Annotated in this window: 22 protein-coding genes; 7 read left to right on the forward strand and 15 right to left on the reverse strand. The window is 70.9% G+C overall.

Annotated elements, in window-relative coordinates; all coding sequences use genetic code 11:
* Positions 1–8: 8 nt before the first annotated feature.
* The 10 genes from puhE to bchB all read right to left on the reverse strand — a co-directional run bounded on the left by puhE (position 9) and on the right by bchB (position 13,108).
* Positions 9–1,742 carry a putative photosynthetic complex assembly protein PuhE gene (gene puhE / locus C882_RS22760; RefSeq protein WP_009538676.1) on the reverse strand — a complete coding sequence of 578 codons (1,734 nt, stop codon included), beginning with the start codon at positions 1,740–1,742 and terminating at the stop codon, positions 9–11.
* 6 nt (positions 1,743–1,748) lie between these two features.
* On the reverse strand, positions 1,749–2,855 hold the full coding sequence (gene acsF, locus C882_RS01090; RefSeq protein WP_009538677.1) for a magnesium-protoporphyrin IX monomethyl ester (oxidative) cyclase: 1,107 nt from the start codon (positions 2,853–2,855) through the stop codon (positions 1,749–1,751).
* Positions 2,852–3,328 (reverse strand): photosynthetic complex assembly protein PuhC, encoded by a 477-nt coding sequence (gene puhC, locus C882_RS01095; protein WP_009538678.1) that lies wholly within the window; start codon positions 3,326–3,328, stop codon positions 2,852–2,854. Before puhC ends, acsF begins: the two co-directional genes overlap by 4 nt.
* A 10-nt stretch (positions 3,329–3,338) precedes the next feature.
* A complete protein-coding gene (gene puhB, locus C882_RS01100) occupies positions 3,339–4,013 on the reverse strand; it encodes a photosynthetic complex putative assembly protein PuhB (RefSeq protein WP_009538679.1) in 675 nt (224 codons plus the stop codon).
* Complete coding sequence (puhA, locus tag C882_RS01105) at positions 4,010–4,792, reverse strand: photosynthetic reaction center subunit H (protein WP_009538680.1); 783 nt, start codon at positions 4,790–4,792, stop codon at positions 4,010–4,012. The genes puhB and puhA overlap by 4 nt, the downstream gene beginning before the upstream one ends.
* Positions 4,793–4,822: 30 nt before the next feature.
* Positions 4,823–6,268 (reverse strand): BCD family MFS transporter, encoded by a 1,446-nt coding sequence (locus tag C882_RS01110; RefSeq protein WP_009538681.1) that lies wholly within the window; start codon positions 6,266–6,268, stop codon positions 4,823–4,825.
* Positions 6,256–6,969 carry a magnesium protoporphyrin IX methyltransferase gene (gene bchM, locus C882_RS01115; protein ID WP_009538682.1) on the reverse strand — a complete coding sequence of 238 codons (714 nt, stop codon included), beginning with the start codon at positions 6,967–6,969 and terminating at the stop codon, positions 6,256–6,258. Before bchM ends, C882_RS01110 begins: the two co-directional genes overlap by 13 nt.
* Complete coding sequence (gene bchL / locus C882_RS01120; protein ID WP_407637664.1) at positions 6,969–7,799, reverse strand: ferredoxin:protochlorophyllide reductase (ATP-dependent) iron-sulfur ATP-binding protein; 831 nt, start codon at positions 7,797–7,799, stop codon at positions 6,969–6,971. The genes bchM and bchL overlap by 1 nt, the downstream gene beginning before the upstream one ends.
* Before the next feature lie 85 nt (positions 7,800–7,884).
* Complete coding sequence (locus C882_RS01125) at positions 7,885–11,604, reverse strand: magnesium chelatase subunit H (RefSeq protein ID WP_009538684.1); 3,720 nt, start codon at positions 11,602–11,604, stop codon at positions 7,885–7,887.
* Entirely contained in the window at positions 11,576–13,108 is a 1,533-nt protein-coding gene (gene bchB, locus C882_RS01130) for a ferredoxin:protochlorophyllide reductase (ATP-dependent) subunit B (protein WP_009538685.1), read from the reverse strand. Before bchB ends, C882_RS01125 begins: the two co-directional genes overlap by 29 nt.
* A 457-nt stretch (positions 13,109–13,565) precedes the next feature.
* On the opposite strand from bchB, the gene C882_RS01135 reads away from it, so the two are divergent.
* Entirely contained in the window at positions 13,566–14,351 is a 786-nt protein-coding gene (locus C882_RS01135; RefSeq protein WP_009538686.1) for a cobalamin B12-binding domain-containing protein, read from the forward strand.
* A 12-nt stretch (positions 14,352–14,363) separates the two neighbouring features.
* On the opposite strand, the gene C882_RS24845 is transcribed toward C882_RS01135, so the two are convergent.
* From C882_RS24845 to bchF, 5 genes are read right to left on the reverse strand one after another with little or no spacing between them, the layout of a single operon-like run.
* Positions 14,364–14,627: a V4R domain-containing protein gene (locus C882_RS24845; RefSeq protein WP_009538687.1), complete on the reverse strand. Its 264-nt coding sequence runs from the start codon at positions 14,625–14,627 to the stop codon at positions 14,364–14,366.
* 56 nt (positions 14,628–14,683) lie between these two features.
* Positions 14,684–15,322, reverse strand: coding sequence for a bacteriochlorophyll 4-vinyl reductase (gene bchJ / locus C882_RS01145; protein WP_009538688.1), 639 nt, complete (start codon positions 15,320–15,322; stop codon positions 14,684–14,686).
* A 4-nt stretch (positions 15,323–15,326) separates the two neighbouring features.
* On the reverse strand, positions 15,327–16,940 hold the full coding sequence (gene bchE / locus C882_RS01150; RefSeq protein WP_009538689.1) for a magnesium-protoporphyrin IX monomethyl ester anaerobic oxidative cyclase: 1,614 nt from the start codon (positions 16,938–16,940) through the stop codon (positions 15,327–15,329).
* Positions 16,925–18,256: a ferredoxin:protochlorophyllide reductase (ATP-dependent) subunit N gene (locus tag C882_RS01155; protein WP_009538690.1), complete on the reverse strand. Its 1,332-nt coding sequence runs from the start codon at positions 18,254–18,256 to the stop codon at positions 16,925–16,927. Before C882_RS01155 ends, bchE begins: the two co-directional genes overlap by 16 nt.
* Complete coding sequence (gene bchF / locus C882_RS01160; protein WP_009538691.1) at positions 18,253–18,945, reverse strand: 2-vinyl bacteriochlorophyllide hydratase; 693 nt, start codon at positions 18,943–18,945, stop codon at positions 18,253–18,255. Before bchF ends, C882_RS01155 begins: the two co-directional genes overlap by 4 nt.
* A 162-nt stretch (positions 18,946–19,107) precedes the next feature.
* Here bchF and C882_RS22765 point away from each other — a divergent pair, with 162 nt between their 5' ends.
* From C882_RS22765 to C882_RS01190, 6 genes are all read left to right on the forward strand, one after another.
* Complete coding sequence (locus C882_RS22765; RefSeq protein ID WP_009538692.1) at positions 19,108–20,046, forward strand: cobalamin B12-binding domain-containing protein; 939 nt, start codon at positions 19,108–19,110, stop codon at positions 20,044–20,046.
* The gene (ppsR, locus tag C882_RS01170) at positions 20,043–21,482 is read left to right on the forward strand and encodes a transcriptional regulator PpsR (RefSeq protein WP_009538693.1); all 1,440 of its coding nucleotides are present in this window, start codon (positions 20,043–20,045) and stop codon (positions 21,480–21,482) included. Before C882_RS22765 ends, ppsR begins: the two co-directional genes overlap by 4 nt.
* A gap of 70 nt (positions 21,483–21,552) precedes the next feature.
* Positions 21,553–22,431 carry a chlorophyll synthase ChlG gene (gene chlG, locus C882_RS01175; protein WP_043642796.1) on the forward strand — a complete coding sequence of 293 codons (879 nt, stop codon included), beginning with the start codon at positions 21,553–21,555 and terminating at the stop codon, positions 22,429–22,431.
* Positions 22,428–23,771, forward strand: coding sequence for a BCD family MFS transporter (locus C882_RS01180; RefSeq protein WP_009538695.1), 1,344 nt, complete (start codon positions 22,428–22,430; stop codon positions 23,769–23,771). The genes chlG and C882_RS01180 overlap by 4 nt, the downstream gene beginning before the upstream one ends.
* On the forward strand, positions 23,768–24,961 hold the full coding sequence (locus tag C882_RS01185; RefSeq protein ID WP_009538696.1) for a geranylgeranyl diphosphate reductase: 1,194 nt from the start codon (positions 23,768–23,770) through the stop codon (positions 24,959–24,961). The genes C882_RS01180 and C882_RS01185 overlap by 4 nt, the downstream gene beginning before the upstream one ends.
* The gene (locus C882_RS01190) at positions 24,958–25,437 is read left to right on the forward strand and encodes a phosphate-starvation-inducible PsiE family protein (protein ID WP_009538697.1); all 480 of its coding nucleotides are present in this window, start codon (positions 24,958–24,960) and stop codon (positions 25,435–25,437) included. The genes C882_RS01185 and C882_RS01190 overlap by 4 nt, the downstream gene beginning before the upstream one ends.
* The last annotated feature ends 30 nt before the right edge of the window (positions 25,438–25,467 follow it).

The following is a 25,467-nucleotide window of genomic DNA, read 5'->3' on the forward strand; positions in this document are numbered from 1 at the left end:
CGCATCCTTCAGGCGACGGCCGCCTCCGGTACTGTGCAACGGCGGAGCGCCCGGTGGAGCAGGTCGCGCTCTATGCTCTTGCCGATGGCCATGACGCGGGCGGTGTCCTCGGGTCGGGCGGCGTGGGCGGCGATGGCGGGGTGGCCGCCGGCGACGTCCACCTGAAGCCAGCCGCCCTCCACTTGCAGGATGCCCTTCAGGCGGTCGATCTCGCCGAAGGCTCCGGCGGCGACGGCCTCCAGCACGCCGCGCAGGGCGCGGGCGTCGTGGAGGCCGGAGAGGGCGGTGCTCCAGTTTTCCAGGCCGAGCGCATCCGGGCCGTGGTCGTGGTGGTGCTCATGCGCGTGATCGTGTGCGTGCGTATGAGCCTCCACCGCCGGCGCCGCCTTCCACGCCTCCGCGCGCGCCGGCTCCACGGCGCCGTAGACGGCGGGCAGGATTTCGGCGTGGGGGTTGAGGCGCTTCAGGGTGTCGGTGGTGATCGCCAGGTCCTCGGCGCTCGCTCGGTCGGTCTTGTTGAGGATGAAGACGGGGGCCAGCCGCGCCTGGGCCTCGAAGTACTCGGGCAGGCGGGCGTGGTCCCGCAGGAAGGCGCCGGCGTCGATGACGGTGGTCAGGCGCAGGCTCTTCACCAGCCCCTTGACGTCGGGCCCGTGCAGCACGCGCAGGAGCGACGTCACGTCGGCCACCCCGCTGGGCTCTATGAGGACGCGGTCGGGTGCCATGCGGGCGATGACGTCCTTCAGCTGGGCGGCCAAGTCCTTGCGCAAGCTACAGCAGATGCAGCCGTTGGGCAGCTCCACCACGTCCGCGCCCCGGCCCGAGAGCAGCGTGCCGTCCAGGCCCAGTTTCCCAAAGTCGTTGACCAGCACGACGGTCTTCTCGTCCGGGTCGACCTCGCTCAGCATCCGGCGCAGGACAGTGGTCTTGCCCGCGCCCAGGAAGCCGACGACGATTTCCGCGTCGAACGGCTTGGCGGGTGCGTCGCCGCGCGCCTTCAGGCCGGGCTGCCACAGGCCGGCGGTGGGCAGTGGCAGGACGAGCAGCCAGTGCTCCAGCACCGCCAGCGCCATGAAGGCGGCGAGGAAGGTGAAGCCCACGGCCTCGAACGCCGTCGCGGCGTTGGCGGCCTTCATCACCAGGACGTAGGTGATGATGGACGATATCGTCACCGATACCGGGAACAGCAGGTTCATGGGCTTCCTGGTGAAGTAGCTTTTCAGGAAGCTCAGGTGTTCGGGCAGGAACTCCTCGTTGAGGTTCCGCACGCCCAGGAAGACGTTGAGCTTGGCGCTCTGGTGCATCCACCAGAGGATGAGGAAGGTCCACAGCCCCACCTGGTTGGGCGCGTTCCAGGTCAGCGCCACCACGACACCGGCGGCGGCGATGATCGCCAGCTCGTGCCACAGGTTCGTCATGATGGCGTGGCCGAAGTGCACCCACCCCTTGCAGCCGTCCTTGCAGGGCTGCTTCCGGGGGCCGGTGACGTAGCCCATGTAGAAGCTGATTTCCTGCCACCCCCAGGCCAGCACGCCGCAGGTGAAGGCGACATAGGCGCCGGTCACCGACGGATCATCGGCGCTGGCGTGCAGGCCGTAGAGGCAGGCGGCCAGAACGGCGGTGGCGCCCAGAAGGCTCCACTTGAAGGTGCGTTTCGGCAGGTTGTCCAGGTAGATGATGAGCACCGTGCTCGCCCACCAGACGAACAGGCCGTAGAGCACGGGCAGGACGTAGTTGGACATGATCGATCACCACACGGGCTTGAGGCCGACGCGCGCCGGCAGGGCGTTGCGCCTGGCGGGCAGCAGGTAAAGGCGGGCCAGCGTCGCGGCGGAGGCGACGGAGCACGCGGCCTTTTTCGCCCAGCCCATGACGCCGCCGCGCCTCTTGGCGGCGTCGGCGGCGCGGGAGAGGCGCAGCAGGCGGTCCAGCCCGGCGCGAAAGCGCGCATCGTCGGTGTCCAGCGTCAGCGGGAAGACCTGGCGGGAGATTTCCGTGGTCAGGCCGAAGACCTTGTAATCGTACTCCGTCGGCTCGATCCCGAGCGCCGTATAAAGCTCCGGCCGGCCGTGGTCGCGCACGTACATGGTGGCGTAGACCGCCAGCAGGAAGAACTTGATCCAGAGCTTATTCACGCCACGCAGAAGCTTGGGGTCCGCCCGCATGATCAGCGCGAAGGCCTCGCCGTGGCGGAACTCGTCGTTGCACCATTCCTCGAACCAATTGAAGATCGGGTGGAATTTGTGGTGCGGGTTGCGCTGCAGGTGCCGATAGATGGTGATGTAGCGGGCGTAACCGATCTTCTCCGACAGATAGACGGCATAGAAGATGAACTTGGGCCGGAAGTAGGTGACGGCCTTGGTTTTCGCCAGAATCCCCAGATCCAGCCCCAGGTCGAAGTCCTTCAGGCTTTCGTTGATGAAGCCGGCGTGGCGGGATTCATCGCGCGTCATCAGGCCGAACAGGTCGCGCACGTCGGGGTTTGTCGCGTGCTTCTTGATGTCGGCATAGAGCAGGCAGCCCGAGAATTCCGAGGTGCAGGAGCTGGTCAGGAAGTCGATGAACTCCGCCCGCAAGCCCTCGGGCAGGCCGCTGACGTCGGTGCGGAAGTCCTCCGGCCGGGTGAAGTGGCGGCGGTTGTTGTCTTCCTTCATTTCCGCGATCAGGGCGTCCCATTCCTCGCGCACCGGGCTCACGTCCAGGCCGTCAATCGCCTTGAAGTCGGTGGTGTAGAAGCGCGGCGTCAGAAGGGTTTCCTCGCGCGCCTTCTGCGTGGTCAGGGATTCGCTGGCGCGCTTTGCGGCGGCGGTGGTTGCCGGGCCGGCGGTGGCGGTGACGGGCGTGACGGCGTTCATGGCGTCGACCTTTCAGCGGAGGGCGTGAACAGGCGCGCGAAGGCGCCGGCGTTGTCGCGGCCGAAGGCTTCCAGGGCCACCCGGTTGCCGGTGGCGGTGTCGGTCAGCCACAGCCGACCGTCGCCCCAGCGCGTGAGGTGGAAGGGCGCGTCGGGACCAGCCCCTTGCGCCAGGCGGTCCTGGCCGAGGCCGTGCATGACGGCGCGCAGGAAGCCCTCTGCATTGAGGTCGACCACGTGCAGCACGCGGCCGTCGCGGGCATCCCGGAAGGCGAGGCGGCCGTCGGGGCGGTCGCGCACCGTGAAGGCCACCGTCTCCTCCACCGCCACGTCGGCCACCGTGGAGTCCGCGGTGGTGCGGCCGAGGCCGGTGAGGCTGCTGAAGCCGGTCGCCGCCACCGCCACCGCCACCAGCAGGCCGGCACCGATGAGCAGCGGGCGGGGGAGCGTTCTGTCGGCGAAGGACTGGCTCATGGCGGGGCTCCTACTCGGCGGCCTGGGCGTGGGGCGGGGCGGCGGTTTCGACCTCGTCCCCGACCGTGCGGCGGGCCATGTCGGCGCGCAGGGCGGAGGCCAGCACGGTGGCGACGGCCGCGCCCTCGGGCACGCAGCGCAGCATGGGTTGGGGGCGCAGCAGCGTCCATGGGCGGGCGTGCGGCCACAGGATGCCGTAGCCGATGCGTTCCCCGCTGATGAGCGCCACGGGAATGTCGCCGACGCCCTTGCTCTGCGGACGGAAGCGGGCAATGGCGACCAGGTTGAAGGGCACGGTGATGACCAGCGGCAGGGCGATGCCGATGCGCAGCACGATGCGCCGGTCGGTGATGGTGTAGACGGTGGCCTTGGCGCTGAAGAACCCCAGCGCCGTCTGAATGCCCACCGCCACCGATCCGCCGGCCGTGACCATGGCGGCGGTCTTGGCCGTCTCCGCCAGCGTGTCGCCGTCGGCGATGGCGCTCGCCACCACCCAGGCCAGCAGGGCGGCGAAGTAGACCGCCACCTTGCGGACATGGAAGGCATGGATGGCCAGGCGCGTCCACACCGGCCGGCCCTGCCACAGAATGCGCTCGCCTTCCGGCAGGGGCGCGGGCAGGCCGGGGACGGGCTCGAACTCGTGGTCGTGCGGGTCGGGCAGGGGAACGGAGGATACGTGGCTCATAGCAGCGGCTCCCCGCGCGACGGATCGGCATAGAGCAGCCCGCCGGCGTAAAAGGCGTTGATCTTGTCTTCCTCCAGCGCCGTGATCTGGTGCGGGCTCTTGATGGCCGGCACGGTGGCGAACTGGTGGGACATCAGCGCGTCCACCCGGATGTTGCGCCAGCGCCGGCTGATGTTGGCGAAGACGATGGGCAGCAGGACCGTCTTCGCGGTTGCGCCGGGGGCGGCGGGCACTTCCATCTCCAGGTAGCGGATGTACTGCTCGGCGACGTCGACCCAGATGTCGGTGACACGGCCTGTCACCTTGTTGTCGGCGGCGATGACGTCCATGCCGCGCGGATCGACATCCATGGCCGGCACCTTCTGGCCCGGGGCGGCGCGCATGGGCACCACCTGAGGCAGGCCGTCGAAGGTGAGGAACGGCTTGTCGATGCGGTTGACCCACGATCCCGGCCCGATGCCAGACTGCAGCGGATCGCCCAGCGGTTCGATGGGCGCGCCGGGGTGCGGCCAAGTGGCCTTGGCCTGGATCTCACGCTCCACCTCGTCGGGGCGCGGGGCCAGCACGGTCCGGCCGTCGCGGGTGAGGAAGGTCTTGGGCTTGGGGACGGGCGGGAAGCCCTGCACGGTCACCCGGCCCCCTTCGCGGCCTTCCAGCGGATAGCCCTCGCGCTTGTCCTCGCGCCGCAGGTACAGCACCAGGGCGAAGAAGAAAAAGAAGAACGCGTACAGGACCACCTGTGCGACGTCGATGTATTCGGTAATGGCGCCATAGGGCATGGTGGGCCTCCTTGGTGGACGGGGCGGTGGTCAGCCGGGAAACTCGGCCAGGCCGAAGGGCCGCGACGCCTGGTCGGTCCGCACGCGGGCGTGGCGCACCAGCGGGCCGATGGCGACCAGGGCGGCGAACAGCAGGATGATCTCGATCTGGTAGACGGCGGCGTAGCCGGTGGCAGGCGAGGCCAGCGCCCAGCCCAGGCCGCCGGTCAAGGCGGCCTGTCCCACGGCGTCGCGGATGACACCGCCCAGCCCCAGCGCCGCGCCGGCGGCGGTGGCCTGCACCGCGCCCCAGGCACCCAGCGCCAGGCCGTTGCCGCGATCCTCCCCCAGCGCCATGGCGGCGGTCAGGGTTCCGACCGCGAACAGCCCGCCCCCGAGGCCGATCAGCACCGTTCCGGCGCGGAACAGAAGCGGTGACTGGACCGGTGCGGCGAAGATGACGCAGGAGAATGCAGCCACACCCGCCAGCGCGCCGAGCGCCGCAATGCGGTGCGGGTCCTGTCCCTGGCTCAGGCTTCGGGCCGCCAGCGCGAAGCCGATGAGCGTGCCGCCGGCCAGAAGGGCCGTCAGCAGGGTCGTCGCGCCCACGCCGAGCGCCAGGATTTCCCCGCCGTAGGGCTCCAGCAATATGTCCTGCATGGAGAAGGCGGCGGCGCCCAGGCCGGTCGCGACCAGAAGGCGGCGGGCGCCCTTGACGGCGGCGAAGGCGGCCCAGGTCTCGCGGAAGGCCGGGCGCGGCGCGTCGGCGGCGGTGCGGGCGGGGTCGCGGGCTTCCTGCTTCCACAGCGCGAGGCCGTTGAGGATCAGGCTGGCGAGCGCGGCGCCCTGGATCACCTGGATCAGGCGCATGGGGCTGTAGTCGGACAGTGTGGCGCCGACGATCACCGACGCCGCCACCATCCCGACCAGCAGCATGACGTAGAGCAGCGGCACCACGCGCGGCCGGGCATGGCGGGGGGCGAGATCGTCGGCCAGCGCCAGTCCCGCCGTCTGCGCCATGTGCATCCCGATGCCGACCAGCAGGAAGGCCAGCGCGGCGGCGACTTCTCCCGCATAGGGCACCTGCGGCCCCAGCGTGTCGCCGGACAGCACCAGCAGGGCGAAGGGCATGATGGCGAGCCCGGCGAATTGCAGCATGGTGCCCATCCAGATGTAGGGCACCCGCCGCCAGCCCAGCACGGAGCGGTGGGTGTCGGACTTGTGGCCGATCAGCGCGCGGAAGGGGGCCGCGACCAGCGGCAGGGCGATCATCACGGCGACCAGCCCGGCGGGCACGCCCAGTTCCACGATCATCACGCGGTTGAGCGTGCCGTTCAGCAGCACCAGCGCCACGCCGACGGAGACCTGGAACAGCGACAGCCGCAGCAGGCGGCCGAGCGGCAGTTCCTTCGTCGCGGCATCGGCGAAGGGCAGCAGGTGCGGCGTCAGGCGGCGCCAGGCCGCCACGGCCGGGGACGGCGCGGTCAAGCGGCGCATGGTCCGACGGCCTCCAGGGCCTGTGAGATGTAGAACCCACGGCTCACCCGTTCGGAGCGGTCGAGGCGCCAGCCGTCCAGCGCGGGGTCGGCGGCGGCGCGGTAGCGGAAGCCGTCCAGGCTCACCGGTTCGATGGAGGGCGCCCGGTCGCCGCGCGGGAACAGGCGGCCGATGCCGTGCATCATCGCCAGCGCCGGGGTGCGCGGGGCCAGCGTGAACACCACCGAGCCGCGCGCCCGCCGCGTCAGGCCCGACAACATGCGCACGGCATCGGCGCTGTCGTAGTGGATCAGGCTATCCATGCAGACCGCATGGTCGAAGGTGCCGAGTGCCGGGTCCAGCATGTCGCCCACATGGAAGGACAGGCGGCCGCGCAGGTCCGCCGGCATCCGGTCGTTGGCGAGGCGGATGAGGGTCGGCGACAGGTCGACCGCCACCACCTCCGCCCCGCGCCGGGCCGCTTCGACGGCCAGCGCGCCGGTGCCGCAGCCGGCATCCAGAATGCGCGCGCCGGTCAGGTCCTCGGGCAGCCAGGAAAGGAGGGTGGCGCGCATGGTGTCACGCCCCTCCCGCACCGTGGCGCGGATGCGGCCGACGGGGGCGTCGGAGGTCAGGCGTTCCCATGCGTGCACGGCGGTGCGGTCGAAATAGGTCTCGATCTCGGCCCGGCGGGCGGCGTAGGTGTCGGCGGTGGTGTCCATCAGTCGAACCCCAGCAGGTCGAAGATTTCCCGGTCCTTCAGGGACTTGGCGTCCAGCGGCTCCACCCCGGCCCAGAGGGTCGCGGCGAGACGCAGGTATTCGGCCTGCACGGCCTCCAGCTCCGGGCCGCCGTCCATCTCGAACAGGGTGGCCTTCGTCAGGCGGCTGCGGCGGATGACGTCCAGGTCCGGCAGGTGGGCGAGGGTCTTCATGCCCGTGGCGGCGTTGAAGCGCTCGATCTGGTCGGTGTCGGCGCTGCGGTTGGCGATGACGCCGCCCAGCCGCACGTCGTAGTTCTTCGCCTTGGCCTGGATGGCGGCGACGATGCGGTTCATGGCGAAGATGCTGTCGAAGTCGTTGGCAGCGACCACCAGCGCCCGGTCGGCGTGCTGGAGAGGGGCGGCGAACCCGCCGCAGACCACGTCGCCCAGCACGTCGAAGATGACGACGTCGGTGTCTTCCAGCAGGTGATGCTCCTTCAGAAGCTTCACCGTCTGCCCGACCACATACCCGCCGCAGCCCGTGCCGGCGGGCGGGCCGCCGGCTTCCACGCAGAGCACGCCGTTGTAGCCCTCGTACACGAAGTCATCGAGGGTCAGTTCCTCGCTGTGGAAGCGCACGCCTTGCAGGGTGTCGATGACGGTCGGCACCAGGCGCTTGGTCAGGGTGAAGGTGCTGTCGTGCTTGGGGTCGCAGCCGATCTGCACCACCCGCTTGCCCAGCTTCGAGAACGCGACGGACAGGTTGGACGACGTGGTGCTCTTGCCGATGCCGCCCTTGCCGTAGACGGCGAACACCTTGGCGCCGTCGATTTCCATGGGCAGGTCCATGTGCACCTGCACGCTGCCATCGCCGTCGCCATCGCGCGGGGGCCGTTTCACGGGGGAGTCGAGCACGGGGCAAATCTCCTGTCGGTTATTCGGCGGCCATGCCGGGGGGCGGGGCGACGCCTTCCAGGCGGTCCTCCAGGTCCTCCCCGGCGTCTTGCAGCGCGCGGAGCGTTTCGGGGTCGGGGGTCCAGTAGCGGCGCTCGTGCGCCTCCAGCAGGCGGTTGGCGACACGGGCGGACGCGGTGGGGTTCAAGGCCGCCATGCGCTCGCGCATGGTCTCGTCCAGCAGGAAGGTCTGCGTCAGGCGCTGGTAGACCCAGGGCGCCACCTGCCCGGTGGTGGCCGACCAGCCCATGGTGTTGGTCACGGCGGCCTCGATCTGGCGCACGCCCTCGTGGCCGTGGGACAGCAGGCCCTCGTACCATTTCGGGTTCAGCATCCGCGTGTGGGTTTCCAGCGCCACTTGTTCCGCCAGGGTGCGGACGGCGGCGTTGGTGCCGCGCGTCTGGTCGCCGATGTAGACCGGAAGCTCCTCGGCCGAGCCCTTGGCGCGGCGGGCGGCGCGGCTGATGCCGCCGAGCGTGTCGAAGTAGTGGTCGATGGTGGTGATGCCGAGTTCCGCGCTCTCCAGGTTCTGGTAGGCCAGCGAAACGCCGGCCAGCATGTCGCACAGCAATTCCGGCTGCTTCACCGCCGCGCCCTTGCGGCCGTAGGCGAAGCACTTGCGGCGGCTGAAGGTCTCCGCCAGTTCGTCCTCTTCCGCCCAGCATCCGCTGTCGATCAGGTGGTTGACGTTGGAGCCGTAGGCCCCATCGGCGTTGGAGAACACCCGCAGCGCCGCCGTCTCCATGTCGCAGCCGTGCGCCTCGGCATAGGCGAGCGCGTGCTTGCGGACGAAATTGTCCTCCGGCGCCTCGTCCTCGGCGGTGGCGGCGAGCCAGGCGGCTTCGGCCAGCAGGCGGGTTTGCAGCGGCAGCAGGTCGCGGAAGATGCCCGAGCAGGTCATCACCACGTCGATGCGCGGGCGACCCAGCTCCGGGAGCGGGATCAGGGCCGCGCCGGTGAGCCGGCCGTAGGCGTCGAAGCGCGGGCGGGCGCCAATCAGCGCGAGCGCCTGGGCCAGCGGCGCACCGCCGCTTTTCAGGTTGTCGGTTCCCCACAGCACCAGGGCGATGCTTTCCGGCAGGCCGTGGCCCTCGGCGGTGTGGCGGGCGAGGATGCGGTCGGCCTGCCGCGCGCCGTCGGCGACGGCCCAGGCGTCGGGGATGCGGTAGGGGTCGAAGCCGTGCAGGTTGCGGCCCGTCGGCAGGACGTCCGGCGTGCGCAGGATGTCGCCGCCAGGCGCGGGGCGGACGTAGCGGCCGTCCAGCGCGCGCAAGAGGGCCGGAAGCTCATGATCGACGCGCAGGCGCCGGTCCCACTCCGCCAGCGCCTCGGCCTGCTCGCGGGGCAGGGTGGAGGGGGCACCGTGGACGATCGCCGCCACCGCCGCGCGGTCGGGGCGGGTGCCGTGGGCGGCCTCGGCCATGGCCGAGAGCATGTCGACGCGGGCTTCCGCTGCGGGCGGGCTGCCGATTACGTGCAGGCCGTGGGGGATGAGCGTCTGCTCCAGCGCCAGAACCGCATGGGCCAGCGCGGCGACGGCCTTGTGCGGGTCGCGCGTCCAGGCGTCGGCGTCCGGGCCGATCTCCACGGCCGCCGCCTGGGCCTGGAGCGTCTGGGCGAGGCGCGTGCGGTCCTCGGTGGCATCGTGGGGAAGCGCGCGCCACCGCTCGATGCCGTCCCTGATTTCCAGAAGCTCGCGATGCAGGCCGGCCTCGGCCAGCGGCGGGGTCAGGTGGGTGACCATGGTCGCCGCCGTCCGGCGCTTGGCGAGCGTGGCTTCCGACGGATTGTTGGCGGCATAGAGGTAGACGTGCGGCAGGGCGCCGATCAGGTGGTCGGGCCAGCACGAGCCCGACAGTCCCGCCTGCTTGCCCGGCATGAACTCCAGCGCACCGTGCATCCCGAAGTGCAGCAGGCTGTCAGCGGCGAAATCCTCCCGCAGCCAGCGGTAGAAGGCGGAAAAGGCGTGCGTCGGGGCGGAGCCGCCCTCGAACATCAGCCGCATGGGGTCGCCCTCGTGGCCGAAGGCGGGCTGGATGCCGACGAAGACGTTGCCGAAGGTTTGGCCCAGAACGAAGATGCCGCCACCGTCGCTCTGGTGACGGCCCGGCGCCGGCCCCCACTGCGCCTCAATCTCGGCAAGGCGGGCCTCGCGCCGGACATGATCGTCAGCGGTGATGTGGGCGGCGACATTGGCGGGCTGGCCGTGGCGCTCGGCGTTGCCCTTGAGCACGGCGGCGCGCAGGGCGTCCACGTCGGCGGGGATATCGACCGTGTAGCCGTCGGCTTTCAGCGCCGAGAGCGTGTTGTAAAGGCTCTGGAAGACGGACAGGTAGGCCGCCGTGCCTGTGGCGCCGGCATTGGGCGGGAAGTTGAACAGCACCACGGCGACCTTGCGCGCGGCCTTGACCTTCTTCTTTAAGGACACCCGCTTCGCCACGCGCGCCGCCAGCATGGCGCAGCGCTCGGGCTCGGGCGCCATGGCCGGGGCACCGCCGGGCGTTTCCGTCCGGCCGCCGTAGAGCATGGGGGAGATGGCGCCGTCCAGTTCGGGGATGGCGACCATCATGGTGGCCTCCACCGGCATCAGCCCGCGCGGAGACTCCCGCCATTGCTCCAGCGTCTGGAACTCCAGCGCGTGCGCCGTCAGGATTGGCACGTCCAGGCCGGCCAGCGTCTCCTCGGCCGCCTTGGCGTCGTTGTAGGCCGGCCCGCCCACCAGGGAGAAGCCGGTCAGCGACACCACCGCATCCACCGCCGTCGATCCATCGGCGCGGCGGAAGAAGGCATCCACCGCCGGGCGTGCGTCCAGCCCGCTCGCGAACGCCGGCCGGACCGCCAGCCCTTGCGCCTCCAGCGCCCGGATGACGCCGTCATAGTGCGCGGTGTTGCCCGCCAGCACGTAGGAGCGCATGAGCAGCAGGCCGACCGTCCCCTTGCACGACGCCGGCCGGGGCAGGGTGTCCAAAGCCGTGGTGGCGCGCACGGTCAGGTCCGGGTGATACAGCCCGACCTCCGGATACTCCACGGGCTCGCGCGGCTTCAGGCGCCCGTGCAGGGCGCGGCGTGGGCCGGCAGCGTAGCGGTCCACCAGGAAGCGCACCAGGTTGGCGATGTTCTCCTCCGACCCCGCCAGCCAGTATTGCAGCGTGAGGAAGTAGGCCCGCAGGTCCTGCGCCTTGCCGGGGATGAGCCGCAGGATGCGCGGGATGCGTTTCAGCATTGCCATCTGGTTCGCACCACTGGCGCCGCCGCCGCTCTTTTTGTTGCGGTCGCCGCGCAGGCGCTTGAGCAGCGCCAGCGGCCCCCGGTCGGCGCCGTCCATGCGGAAGGGGCCGAGCTTCGTGCAGCGGATGATTTCCCCGGCGGACATGCAGCCGACCAGGGCGTCGCACGCATCCCGCCGCGCCTGAAGGGCGGGCAGGATGGCCTTCACGTGGTCTTCCATGAACAGCATGGTCGCGAGGATCACGTCGGCTTCCGCGATGTCGGCCTTGCAGCGCTCAAGCGCGCCGGCATCGTGCTCCCACTCCACCGCGCTGTGCAGGGTGAGCGTCAGCCCTGGCAGGTCGCGGGCGAGGTCGGCGCGGGCGCGGTCCAGCGCACCGGCCAGGTGGGCGTCCAGCGTCACGATCACCACGCGGACCGGCACGACGCCGGCCGGGGCGCGGTCAGCGTCCGAAATGAGCCTTGGCGTCATAGAGCGTCTCGATGGTGATGGTGGACAGGCCGTGGTCGGCTGCGAAGCGTTCGGTGTTGCGCCGCGCCTTGCCACGCACGAAGAAGGGGATCTTTTTCAACTCCTGCTCGGCGTCAGCGGCCCAGGCGAGCGCCGCGTCGGCAGTGTCTTCCGCGACGGGCGCGGGCGCGGCCGGACCCAGGTGCGAGGGCGCGGCCTCGTCGTGAAACTCCGGGTCGTCGCGGAACATGGTCAGCAGGTGTTCCTCCAGCCCCATCATCAGCGGGTGCACCCAGGTGTCGAAGATCACGTTCGCCCCCTCGATCCCCATCTGCGGGGCGAAGCGGGCGGGGTGGTCCTGCACATGGACGGGGGCGGAGATGACGGCGCAGGGCAGCCCCAGGCGCTTGGCGATGTGGCGCTCCATCTGCGTGCCCAGCACCAGTTCGGGCCGGGCGGCGGCGATGGCTTCCTCCACCTCCAGCATGTCGTCGGTGATGAGGGCTTCCAGGCTCAGGCGCTCGGCGGCCGCGCGCACGTCGCGGGCGAATTCCCGGCCGTAGGTGCCGATCCCGCAGACCTCGAAGCCCAGTTCCTCCGACGCGACGCGGGCGGCGGCGATGGCGTGGGTGGCGTCGCCGAAGATGAACACGCGCTTACCCGTCAGGTAGGTCGAGTCGACCGACGCCGAGTACCACGGCATCCGGGCCTCCGCCTCCACGGCGGCCAGCGCCGGAGCGGGATCGACACCGGCAAGCTCGGCGGCTTCTCGCAGGAAGTCGCGGGTGGCGTTCAGGCCGATGGGGATGGTGCGCGTAAAGGGCTGGCGGAAGGTGCGCGACAGCCACTTGGCGGCGGTGTCGGCGACCTCCGGGTACAGCACCACGTTGAAGTCCGCTTCCGGCAGGCGCGCCAGATCGGCCGGGGAAGCCTCCCACGGCGCGGTGACGGCGACGTCGATGCCCAGCAGGCCGAGCAGCCGCCGCACCTCCACCTGATCGTCCCGGTGCCGAAAGCCCAGCGCCGCCGGGCCGAGGATGTTCGCGGTGGGGCGGGCGCCGGCGGGCTTCGGCTCATAGGTCCGCCCCCGGCAGCAGCCGCGCACCAGGGCGTGGAAGGTCTCCGCCGCGCCCCAGTTCTCTTTCCGCTGATAGCTGTTCAGGTGCAGCGGGATCACCGGCACCGGCAGGTCCAGCGCCTTGGCGAGGCCGCCGGGATCATCCTGGATCAGTTCCCCCGTGCACGACGGGCTGACGATCATGGCCTGCGGGCGGAAGCGCTCATACGCCGCGCGCGCCGTCTCCTTGAACAGCGCGGCGGTGTCGGCGCCAAGGTCGCTGGCCTTGAAGGTGGTGTAGGTCACCGGCGGGCGGCGGTCGCGCCGCTCGATCATGGTGAACAGAAGGTCGGCGTAGGTGTCGCCCTGCGGCGCGTGCAGTACGTAATGGACGCCGCGCATGGCCGTGACCACCCGCATGGCGCCCACGTGGGGCGGGCCGTCGTAGGTCCAGACCGTCAGGCGCATGAGACGGCTCCGCGCGCGGGTCGGGACGAAAAAGGGGCGTGGCGGCGAGGCATGGCAAGGGTCCTCCGCGTGACACTGGAGAAAGCGTAAGGCCGTCACCGCCGGAGTGTCAAGCGGAGTTGACGTAAACTGCACAGTACGTACCCGATTGGGTAAAAATACACCCGGATGGAGATTTCCCGGTATACGCCGGGAACAATCCTCCCATGTCGCGGTTGAAGGATTGCGTCACGCGCTCCGCCTCCTCCCAGACCAACCGGCTTCGCGCCGGGAGCCCTGACGCCAACGACCGGTCCGCCAAGCGGCGCCGCGTCGATGCCGGCACGCTTCCCCCATGGGCGCCGGGCTCAAGGGAAACGCCGCCGACACCGCCGCGCCCCGTGACGGCGAGATCAGCCCGTGTCCGGCACCCAGCCGGCCGCGCGGTCCGGCTGTCAGGAACGGGGAGGTCAATGGAATGGATGTGTCGACACGCGACGCCCTGGTGGAAGGGCGCGGAGCCGCCGACGATCACAGGCACGATGCCCTTGTCTGGTCGCTGGCGGTACCCGAGGTCGGGTTTTCCGTCAGCCCGCCGGTGATCCTGCCGGGCATGGGCTACATTCGCCACTTTGCCGACATGGCCATGAAGGGCGACGCCGAAACCGCCGTCGCCCACGTGGAGAAACTGCACGCGGCGGGCTTCACCGCCGAAACCCTCTGCATGGATCTTCTGGGCCCCGTCGCGCGCCGCCTGGGCGCGTGGTGGGAGGAAGACCTGTGTTCCTTCGCCGACGTCACGCTGGGGTGCTGCAACCTGCAACAGGCGCTGCACGCGCTCAGCCCCCGCTTTGTCACCGCATCTCCCGTGGTGGGAGAGGGCGGGCGGACCATTCTGCTGTGCCCGGTGCCGGGCGAGCAGCACGGGATCGGCCTGTCGGTGGTGGCGAACTTCCTGCGCCGCGCCGGCTGGGACTGCGCCTGCGACGCCTTCCGCTCCGGCGCCGCGCTGGCGGGGGCCGTGCGCCGCCGCCGCGTGGGGATGGTGGGGCTGTCGGCGTCGTGTGAGCGGCACCTGACTCCGCTGACCCAGGCCATCGCCGCCGTCCGCCGATCCGGTGGGGATCGTCCGGTGCAGGTGCTGGTGGGGGGCGCGCTGTTCGTCGATCACCCGGAATGGGCCATGGACGTGGGTGCCGACGCCATGGCCGTGGACGGACGCGACGCCGTGATTCAGGCGGAAACCCTGCTGGCGGTGCATTGAGGACGGCAGGGATCACCAGGTGATGGTGAACGAACAGGCCGCCGCCCCGGCGGCCTGGCAGGCCGTTTGCGCCACGCGGGCGCGCGACGTGACGAGTGTCCTGAAGAGATGACGGAAGGTGCCGGCGTAATAGTCGCACAGTACCGCGCCCGGCGCCGCATGGGCGCCCCGGCACAGGGGGCATCCCTCCACCGAGAACACCACCGGCCGGTCGGCGCGATAGGTAAAGGCGCCGCCGCCGGCGAACGTCCAGGCATGGGCGCCGATGGACCCCACGCGACGCCGTGATTCAGGCAGAAACCCTGCTGGCGGTGCATTGAGGACGGCGGCGATCACCAGGTGATGGTGAACGTACAGGCCGCCGCCCCGGCGGCCTGGCAGGCCGTTTGCGCCACGCGGGCGCGCGGCGTGACGAGTGTCCTGAAGAGATGACGGAAGGTGCCGGCGTAATAGTCGCACAGTACCGCGCCCGGCGCCGCATGGGCGTCCCGGCACAGGGGGCATCCCTCCACCGAGAACACCACCGGCCGGTCGGCGCGATAGGTAAAGGCGCCGCCGCCGGCGAACGTCCAGGCATGGGCGCCGATGGACCCCATCAGCATCCGTGCCGCCAGCACAGGCGGCAGGACCCCCAGCACCCGCTGCGCGGCCGACGGGATGCGATGGGCGAGCAGGTAACCGGCCGTCCGCACCCCCGCATCATCGGCCACCGCGCGGGCCTCCGCCACGCCAAGCCGCGCGCGCAAGGTGGCGTGCAGGGCGGTGACAAAGCGTTCGTCCACCATGGTTTCCGGCGGCTGATCCAGAAACCGGGAAAGGCCAGCGCGGGCGAAGACCGCCGCCGCCTCCGCCGGTCCGTGCGAGTCCTTAAGCGCCGCAGCCACCTGGATCAGCGCGTTGGGTCCGATGACGCCGGCCGCCGCCGCCAGCGCCGGATCGGGCGCGTGTTCCTGAAGGGCCACCGTGCCCATGGCCTCAGGCGTCCTCCATCTGCTGACGGCCGCCGCCGCAGGCCATGGCGGCCTCCGGCTCCGTCGGCTCATCCAGCTTGCGGCCGCGCTCGGCGGCGGCCTGCCAGTCGTCGGTGGCGGCGGGCAGGGGCGCGCGGGTGCGGTGTTCGTCGAAGTGGAAGTCCACGGTTTCCTTGGACTGCGGCCCCCAGTAGCCGACCTTCCCCAGATCATAGAAGGTGCGCTGCACGCCCGCCTTCAGGAAGGCCTTCAGGCACCCCAGCAGGTAGCGCCGGCGGAATCCCGTGCCGCGCCAGGGGTAGTGGAACAGCGCTTTCCGCATGTAGAAGCGCCGGTAGTTGTGCATCACCCGGTCCAGAAGCTCCGCCCGGTCCATGGCCTGCGGCTTCATGATGGGGGTGACGAAGTTGTATTTCTCGAAGTCGAAGACCTCCACCTTCTCCCCCAGGTCCTGGAACAGGGGCGAGAACGGCCAGGGCGTGTACATGGCCCAGTTGGCGAGGTCGGGGTCCCAGTCCTTCGCCATGCGGTAGGTTTCTTCCAGGGTCTCGGGCGTCTCGTTGTCGAGCCCGACAATGAACTGGGCCTCGACAAAGATATCCGCCTCGCGCAGGAGCCGGATGGCGCGCGCGTTCTCCTCCACGCGCGTCTCCTTGTGGAAGCGGTCCAGCTTCAACTGCGCGGCGGCTTCCGTGCCCAGCGACACGTGCACAAGCCCCGCCTCGCGGTAGAAGGGCAGCAAGGCCTCGTCGCGCAGAACATCGGTGACGCGGGTGTTGATGCCCCAGGTGATTTTTTCCGGCAGGCCGCGGTCGATCAGCTCCTGGCAGAATTGGATGAATTTCTTGCGGTTGATGGTCGGTTCCTCGTCGGCGAGGATGAAGAACCCGACGCCGTGGTCGGTGACCAGCCCCTCGATCTCGTCGACTACCTTTTTCGGGTCGCGGATGCGGTAGTCGCGCCAGAACTTCCACTGGCTGCAGAAGCTGCACGTAAACGGGCAACCGCGCGCCATGTTGGGGATGGCGACCTTAACCCCCAGCGGCACGTAGCGGTAGGCATCCCACGACAGCAGGCCCCAGTCGGGCGTGATGGCGTCCAGGTCCTTGACCGTCGGCGCGGCGGGCGTGGCGAGGATGATCCCCTGCGCCTCGTCCCGGTAGGCGATGCCGCGCACGGCCGCGCGGTCGGCGGGCCAGCGGCCGTCCGCCACGGCGCGCACCAGGTTGACGACGATTTCCTCCCCCTCGCCGCGCACGATGGCGTCGATGAAGGGGGCCTCCGTCAGCACCTGCTGGTACATGAAGGTGGCGTGCACACCGCCCAGTACGGTGACGGCGCCCGGCACTTCCTCCTTCGCGATCTCCAGCAGCCGTTCCGCCTTGTAGATGGACGGCGTGATGGCCGTTGCCCCGATCACGTCGGGCTTTAACGCGCGCAGGCGGGCACGCACCGTCTCGTCGTCCAGGTGATGGGTCATGGCGTCGATGAAGGTGACGTCGGTGAAGCCCGCCGCCTTCAACGCGCCGCCGATGTAGGCCGCCCAGGCCGGCGGCCAGCTTCCGGCGATCTCCGCCCCGCCCGAGTGGTAGTTGGGATGGATCAGGACGATGCGCATGGCTCAGGCCCCCTCGTGCTCTGGTCTTGGGCGTGCGCCAGCAGGGCGCGGCGGGTCAGCGGCCGGGTGAACAGTTCCGCCAGGTCGGCGGCGTGCTCGAACCCGTGGATGGGCGAGAACACCAGTTCGATCGACCACTTCGTCGCCAGCCCCTCGGCCTCCAGCGGATTGGCGAGGCCGAGGCCGCAGACGGTCAGGTCGGGGCGGGCGGCGCGGGCGCGGTCCAACTGCCGGTCGACGTCCTGGCCCTCCGACAGCGTCACGCCGTCGGGCAGCAGCGCCATCTCGGCGGCCATGTGGCGGCGGTGGAGGTAGGGCGTGCCAACCTCGATCAGCCGCATCCCCATCTCGCGCGCCAGGAACCGCGCCAGCGGGATCTCCAGCTGCGAGTCGGGGAAGAAGAACACCGACCTGCCGGCCAGCTTCTCCCGCGCCGACGCCAGCGCCTTCGCCGCCCGTGCCTTGCCCGGCGCGATGGCGGCGGTGATGTGATCCGGCGAGACGCCCAGCGCCTCCGCCCCCGCGCGCAGCCAGGCTTCCGTGCCCTCGGCGCCGAAGGGGTAGGGGGCGGAGAGCACCACGGCGCCGCGATCCTCCAGCGCCTTGGCGGTGGCGGCGAGGAAGGGCTGCGCCATGAGCACCCGCGTCCCCGGTCCCACGGCGGGCAGGGCGAAGGCCTCGCGGGCGGGCAGGAAGGCCGTGTCCTCCAGCCCCATGGCGGCGAACAGGCGGGCGAACTGGTCCTCCACCATGTCGGGCAGCGACCCTATGACCAGCAGCGATCCGGCCTTAGTCGCCGGCATCTCCGGCACCAGGGAGGCGAGGCAGGCGTCTTCTCCTTCCGTGAACGTCGTCTCGATGCCGCTGCCGGAATACGCCAGCACGCGCGTCGTCGGCAGGTGGCGGCGCGACAGGCGCTGCGCGGCGCGGGCGAGGTCGATCTTGATGACCTCCGACGGGCACGATCCCACCAGGAACAGCGTCTTCACGTCCGGGCGGCGGGCCAGCAGGCGGTCCACCACGCGGTCCAGCTCGTCGTTGGCATCGGCGAGGCCGGCCAGGTCCTGTTCCTCCAGGATGGCGGTGGCGAAGCGCGGCTCGGCGAAGATCATCACGCCCGCCGCCGACTGCATGAGGTGGGCGCAGGTGCGCGAGCCGACGATCAGGAAGAAGGCGTCGCGCATCTTGCGGTGCAGCCAGATGATGCCCGTCAGGCCGCAGAACACCGCGTGCTGACCGCGTTCCCGCAGCACCGGCGGCGTGTCGGCGCAGCCGGTGGCAGGCGGGGCGGGATCGGCGCGGTCGAAGGGGGTCATTCCGCCGGCTCCGCCGACGCGGGCAGGCCGGCCGCCGCCTCGTCCCGTTCCTGGCGGCGGGCGGCGCGCAGCTTCAGGACGAACTGCCCGGCGTTGACCACGTAGGCGGCATAGGCCGCCAGCGCCAGCAGAAGCTGCCCGGTCGCGTCCAGCCAACCGAACGCCACCGCGCCCAGGTAGGCCGTGTGCAGGGCCAGCACGAGCATGCTGACCATGTCCTCCCAGAAGAAGGGGCGGGCGAACAGGTAGCGGCCGAAGACCCGCTTTTCCCAGATCGAGCCGGTGACCATGATGGCGTAGAGCACCAGCGTCTTCACCACCACCGAACCGGTGGCGAGCGCATGGCCTTCGCCGGTTGCCAGCGTGCGAAGGACCAGGGCCAGGCTGACCACGAACACCAGGAACTGCACGGGCGCGAGCACGCCCTGCACCAGCGTCCACGGCGACTCGTCGCGCCGTCGCCGCTCGTCGGGCGTGTAGAGGGGTCGCGCCTGCCGGATGCGGCTGACGGCGGCGGCGTGCCGGGCGTTGGCGCGGCGCACGGCGGCGCGGTGCCGCGCCAGGCCGGAGGTGGCCGTCCACGGGCAGCCGTCGATGGCGGCGATGGCGCGGTCGATGTCCAGCCAGCCCGCAAGGCGGGCGCCGAAGGACGGGGCGTAGGGGCGGGCGTCCGCCAGATGCTGACGCATGACGATCCTCCTTGAGGCTCAGCGCATGGGCAGACTGTGAACCGCCGCGCCGCATGTGTCAACTAAACTGGACGTAAAAAATGAATGACATGCGAGGCGGGATGAGGGCATGCTGTGCCAGTGGTTCGGTAGACGATTGGCTCCCCCGCAAGGAGACGGCGAATGCTCGGCCCCTGTCGCGGCCTGTCCCCCATGCCCGTCCTGCACCGGCCCGATGCGCTGGGCGGCCCGGCCGCCGGTGCGGGCGCGTTCGCCATTCCCGCCCCGCCGACGTCGGCGGTCCTGGACCGGGCGGTTTCCCACCACCTGATCCCCCGCCTCATCACGCGCCACGGCCGTCGGCTGCGGGTACCGGCGCAGCCGACGGCCGTGGCGACGGAATCCGAAGTGGACGGCCTGGTGCGGCTCCTGCTGGTCGGACGGCACGGCGCGGTGCGCCGGCATCTCCGCAGCCGTCTTGCGCGCGGGCTGCCCGCGCCGGTGCTCATGCTCGACCTGCTGGGGCCGGTTGCCCGGCGGTTGGGCGAGGCCTGGGCGGCGGATGCCTGCGGTTTCGCCGACGTCACCATGGGAATGCTCACCGTGCAGGGCCTGTTGAAGGACCTGGACACCGCCGATTGCGCGCCCGACGCCGTGGCGGCGGCGCCCGGCCCGGCTCGGCGCGTCCTGGTGGCCTCGACTCCCGGCGAGCAGCACGGATTTGGTGCCGAGACGGTCGCCGTCTTCCTGCGCCGGGCCGGCTGGGAGGTGACCGCCCCGCCGGCGCCGACCACGCGGGACGCGCTGGTGCAGGCGGTGGCGCAGACGCCGTTCGCCGTTGTGGGGCTCTCGCTTGCCGGCCTGCGCTGGCTGGCAGACCTTGAGGCGACGATCTCCGCCATTCGCCGCGAGAGTTGTTGCAGAAATGTTGCGGTCGTTGTGGGGGGACCTGTTTTTCTTGCCGATCCAAGCATCTCCGGGCTTGTTGGAGCCGATGCAATGGGGGTAAACGGTCCTCATGCGGTAACGCTGGCGGAACGGTTGTCGGCGCGACCGCAGGCCGACTCGCGCGGCTGGCGCGACGGCCGTGGTCCTCGATCTTTTGTGGCTGGTGATCCGTGAAACACTTCCGCACACCGAAGACATCGCTGGGCACGCTGGGGGCGGAAGCCGCCGCGACGCTGATCGCCTCGGCGGCCGACATCGCCCTGGTGATGGACGCCGACGGCACGGTGCGCGACGCCGCCTTCGGGAGCGAAGACCTCCAGCGGGCCGCCGGCGGGGAGTGGCTGGGCCGATCCTGGCTGGAAACCGTAACGGTGGAAAGCCGCCCCAAGATCGAGGCGTTGCTCAAGGCGGCGCGCGGGGCGGGCGCCGATGAAACGCCCCGCCCGCGGCAGGTCAACCATCCGGCCGGCGGGGGCAAGGCGGACGTGCCGGTGCTTTACTCCGCCGTGCGGCTGGACCGTGACGGACCCATCGTGGCACTGGGGCGCGACCTGCGCTCGCTGGCGGAACTTCAGCAGCGCCTGGTCAACGCCCAGCAATCCCTGGAGCGCGACTACGCCCGCCTGCGCCACCTGGAGACCCGCTACCGCCTGCTGTTCAAGCTGACCTCGGAAGCCGTGCTGGTGGTCGACGCGCAGACCCGCAAGGTGGTGGAGGCCAATCCGGCGGCCGTCGCACTGTTCGGCGACAGCACGCGGCAGATCGTCGGCCGCACCTTTCCCCACGGAATCGAGGGAGAGGGCGTCCAGGCCGTGACGTCGCTGCTGGCGACCGTGCGGGCGCGCGGCGAGGGCGAGGACGTGACGGTCCACCTGGCCGGCCAGCCGGTGCCGGTGGTGTTGTCGGCCACCCTGTTTCGGCAGGAGCGGGCGGCGTTCTACCTGATCCGCCTGTTGCCCCAGCGCTCCGACGTCATGGCGCCTGGACAGGGCGCCGAGGCCGCCGGCGCGTGGCAGGAGGCCATGATGGCCCTGCCGGACGCCTTCGTCCTGACCGACGCCGCCGGGCGCATTCGCTCGGCCAACACGGCGTTCCTTGATCTCGTGCAACTGGCGACCGAGGAACAGGTGCGCGGCGAACCGCTGGACCGCTGGATCGGCCGGCCGGGAATCGACCTGGCGGCGATCATCGGCACGGTGCGCGAGGACGGCAGCGTGCGGCTGCTCGGCACCTCGGCCCAGGGCGAGTACGGCGCCGGCGCCGACGTGGAACTGTCGGCGGTGGCGCTGAGCGAGGGGGCGGCGACCGACATCGCCTTCGTCATCCGCGACGTCAGCCAGCGCGTCAGCGCCGAACCGCCGCCGACGGAGCCCGAACTGCCGCACTCCGTCAGCCAGTTGACCGAACTGGTCGGCCGCGTGCCGCTGAAGGACATCATCCGCGACACCACCGACATGATCGAGCAGCTGTGCATCCAGGCGGCCCTGGATCTGACCGGCGACAATCGCGCCTCGGCGGCGGAAATGCTGGGTCTGTCGCGCCAGAGCCTCTACGTCAAGCTGCGCCGCTACGGCATGATCGGCGACCTGGACGGCGACAATGCCGGGTGAGGTGCTCGTAAGGAAAAGTTGACGTCAATCTACATTGACGAAAACCCGCGACCGTCCTACCCTTGAAGGCATGGAACGAGTCGCTCTCACACCTGTCGTCCAGCTTCTCAAGCCCATCACGTGGTTTGCGCCCATGTGGGCCTTTGGCTGCGGCGTCGTCTCCGCCGGCTGGCCGTCGCTGGATCAGGTGCCGCTGGCGCTGGCCGGCGTGCTGCTGGCAGGGCCGCTGGTGTGCGGCACCAGCCAGGCCGTCAACGACTGGTTCGACCGCCACGTCGACGCCATCAACGAACCCGGCCGCCCCATCCCCTCGGGCCGCATTCCCGGCCGCTGGGGGCTCTACATCGCCATCGCCTGGACGCTCGTCAGCCTCGCCGTCGCCTGGGCGCTGGGGCCGTGGGTGCTGCTGGCGGCCTCCGTCGGGCTGTTGCTCGCCTGGGCCTATTCCGCGCCGCCGTTCCGTTTGAAGGGCAATGGCTGGTGGGGCAACGCCGCCGTCGCCGTCTGCTACGAGGGCCTGCCGTGGTTCACGGGGGCTGCCGTCATGGCCGCCGCGCTGCCTGACTGGCGCATTCTGGCGCTGGCGGGGCTCTACAGCCTGGGCGCCCACGGCATCATGACGCTCAACGATTTCAAGGCGGTGGAGGGCGACCGCAGGATGGGCGTGCGGTCGCTGCCGGTGCAGATGGGCGTCGCCCCCGCCGCGCGCTTCGCCTGCGCCGTCATGGCGCTGCCGCAGGTGGTGGTCGTGGTGCTGCTGATGGACTGGGGACGGCCCTGGCACGCCGCCGTGGTCGCGGCGCTGCTGGCGGCGCAGGGGCTGCTCATGCTGCGCTTCCTCACGCGACCCCGCGATCTTGCCCCCTGGTACAACGCCACCGGCACCAGCCTCTATGTGCTGGGGATGCTGGTGTGCGCCTTCGCCGTGCTGCCGGAGGTGACCCCATGAGCACGACCGCCACGCCCGCGTCCCTCGGCTGGGGCGGCATCCTCCGGCTCGGCCTGGTGCAGACGGCGCTGGGGGCCATCGTGGTGCTGACGACATCCACGCTCAACCGCGTGATGGTGGTGGAACTGGCCCTGCCGGCCATGCTGCCCGGCGCCCTGGTGGCGCTGCACTACGGGCTGCAATTCCTCCGCCCGCGCTGGGGGCATGGATCGGACGTGGGCGGACGGCGCACGCCCTGGATCATCGGCGGCATGGCGGTGCTGGGGCTGGGCGCCGTCACCGCCTCGGCCGCCGTCGCCTGGATGGGATCGAACAACGCCGCCGGCGTGGCGCTGGCCGTCGCGGGCTTCGTGCTGATCGGCATGGGCGTGGGCGCGGCCGGGACGTCGCTGCTGGCGCTGTTGGCGACGCGCGTCGACCCCGCCCGCCGCGCGCCCGCCGCGACGCTGGTGTGGATGATGATGATCCTGGGCTTCGCCGTGACGGCCGGCGCTGTCGGCGCGCACCTCGACCCCTACACGCCCGCGCGGCTGGTGGCGGTGACGGCGGTGGTCTCCGCCGTTGCGCTGCTGGTGACGCTGTCGGCCGTGTGGCGGATCGAGGGGCCGTCCGTGCGTCGGCCCGACGAGGCACGCAAGCCGGCCTTCGCGCAAGCCTTTCGCGCCGTCTGGGGCGAGGGGGAGACGCGGCGCTTCGCCGTGTTCGTCTTCGTGTCCATGCTGGCCTACAGCCTGCAAGACCTGATCCTGGAGCCCTTCGCCGGCACCGTCTTTGCCATGACGCCGGGGCAGAGCACCAGCCTCGCCGGCGTGCAGCATGGCGGGGTCTTCGTCGGCATGGTGCTGGTGGGTCTTGCCGGATGGCGGGGGCGCGGGCGGGCGGTCGGCTCGCTGAAGCTGTGGACGGTGGGCGGCTGCCTTGCCTCGGCGGGTGCGCTGGGGCTGCTGGCGTTCGGCGGGATCGCCGGGCCGCGCTGGCCGCTGGAGGCCACCGTCGCCGCGCTGGGGGTTTCCAACGGCGCTTTCGCCGTCGCCGCCATCGGCTCGATGATGGCGCTGGCCGGAGCCGGCGGACCGGGGTGCGAGGGGATGCGCATGGGTGTGTGGGGCGCCGCGCAGGCCGTGGCCTTCGGCCTGGGCGGGTTCCTGGGGACCGCCGCCGTCGACGCCGCCCGCGCCGTGCTGGTGGACCCCGCCGTCGCCTATGGCCTGGTGTTCTCCGCCGAGGCCCTGTTGTTCCTCGCCGCCGCCGCCCTGGCCGCGCGCCCCGCTTTGGGAGCCCGCGCCGTGCCAAAGCCGGCCGGTGGTCTTGCCATGCTGGACGCGGGAGGCGGCCGATGACGCTGAACAGCCCCGAAACCTTCGACGTGGTGGTGGTCGGCGGCGGCCCTGCCGGGGCCACGGCGGCGGCCGACCTGGCGCGCGCCGGACGCTCGGTCCTGCTGCTCGACCGCGCCGGGCGGCCCAAGCCCTGCGGCGGCGCCGTGCCGCCCCGGCTGTTGCGCGAGTTCGCGGTACCCGAAAGCGTGCTCTGCACCCGCGTGCGCGGCGCCCGGGTGATCGCGCCGTCGGGCCGGCAAGTCGACATGCCCATCGCCGACGGCGGCTTCGTCGGCATGGTCAACCGCGAGACCTTCGACGAATGGCTGCGCGCCCGCGCCGCCACCCTCGGCGCCCGCCGCCGCACCGGGACGCTCGCCGGCCTGGACCGCGACGCCGACGGCGCGGTGCGCATCACCCTGCGCGACAAGGCGGGGGAGGGTGCGTCCATACGTGCCCGTATGGTCATCGGCGCCGACGGGGCGCGGTCCGCCGTCGCACGGCTGGCGATGCCGGACGATCCGCCGCCGCCCAGCGTCATCGCCTATCACGAGATCATCCGCGCGCCCGAACCCGGCGGGGCCTACGACCCGCTGCGCTGCGACGTGCTGTACCAGGGCAATGTGTCGCCGGACTTCTACGGCTGGGTCTTTCCCCACGGCGAGACGGCCAGCATCGGCATGGGCACCGCGCAAGACGGCTTCCCCTTGCGCGAAGCCACCGCCCTTTTGCGGAAGCGGGCCGGGCTGGCCGACGCTGAAACCCTGCGCACCGAAGGCGCCCCCATCCCGCTCAAGCCCCGCAGGCGCTGGGACAACGGCCGCGACGTGGTGCTGTGCGGCGATGCGGCGGGCACCGTCGCCCCGGCCTCGGGAGAAGGCATCTACTACGCCATGGCCTCGGGCCGCATGGCCGCCGAGGCCGTGGCCGTGGCGCTGGACACCGGTGACGCCCGCGCGCTGGCGACGGCGCGGAAACGGTTCCTGAAGGCGCACGGCCGCGTGTTCTGGATCCTCGGGCTGATGCAGCGGTTCTGGTACTCGTCGGATGCGCGGCGGGAGCGCTTCGTCAGCATCTGCCGCGACCCCGACGTGCAGGCGCTGACCTGGCAATCCTACATGAACAAGGAACTCACCCGCCGCGACCCCGCCGCCCATATGCGCATTTTCTTCAAGGACCTGGCGCACCTGTTCGGTCTGGTGCGGCCGTGACGGGCGGACGAACGCGCAAGGCCAGCCGCGGCTATTCCGCCTTCGAGCGCATCATCGCCTGGCTGCTGCTGATCGGCATGGGCGGCGTGATTCTGCTGGCGACGGGCAACTTTCTGCGGGCGGTGCTGGAAACGGCACTGGGTTGGGAGACGGGCTGGGACTACCGCACCTTCCAGGCCCTGTTCGACGGCATCCTGGCTGCCGTCATCGCGCTGGAACTGGCGCACTCCGTCCAGCAGATGGCCGAGGGGCAGAAGGGGCTGGTGCAGGTGCGCACCGTCATCCTGATCGGCGTGCTGGCGGTGGTGCGCAAGCTGATCGTGCTGGAGATCGAGGACACCACGGGCACCTTCCTCATGGGCCTGGGCGTGGCGGTGCTGGCGCTGGGGGCGGTCTATGCGCTGATCCTGTGGGTGGAGGGGAAGGTCGCGCCCCAGCCGCCGCCGATCACGCCGGGGGAACGGGAGGAGGAGTAGACCGTTGCGGAGGGTGTAAACGGCTCTCAT

The organism is Caenispirillum salinarum AK4, assembly GCF_000315795.1.
Lineage (GTDB): Bacteria > Pseudomonadota > Alphaproteobacteria > Rhodospirillales > Rhodospirillaceae > Caenispirillum > Caenispirillum salinarum.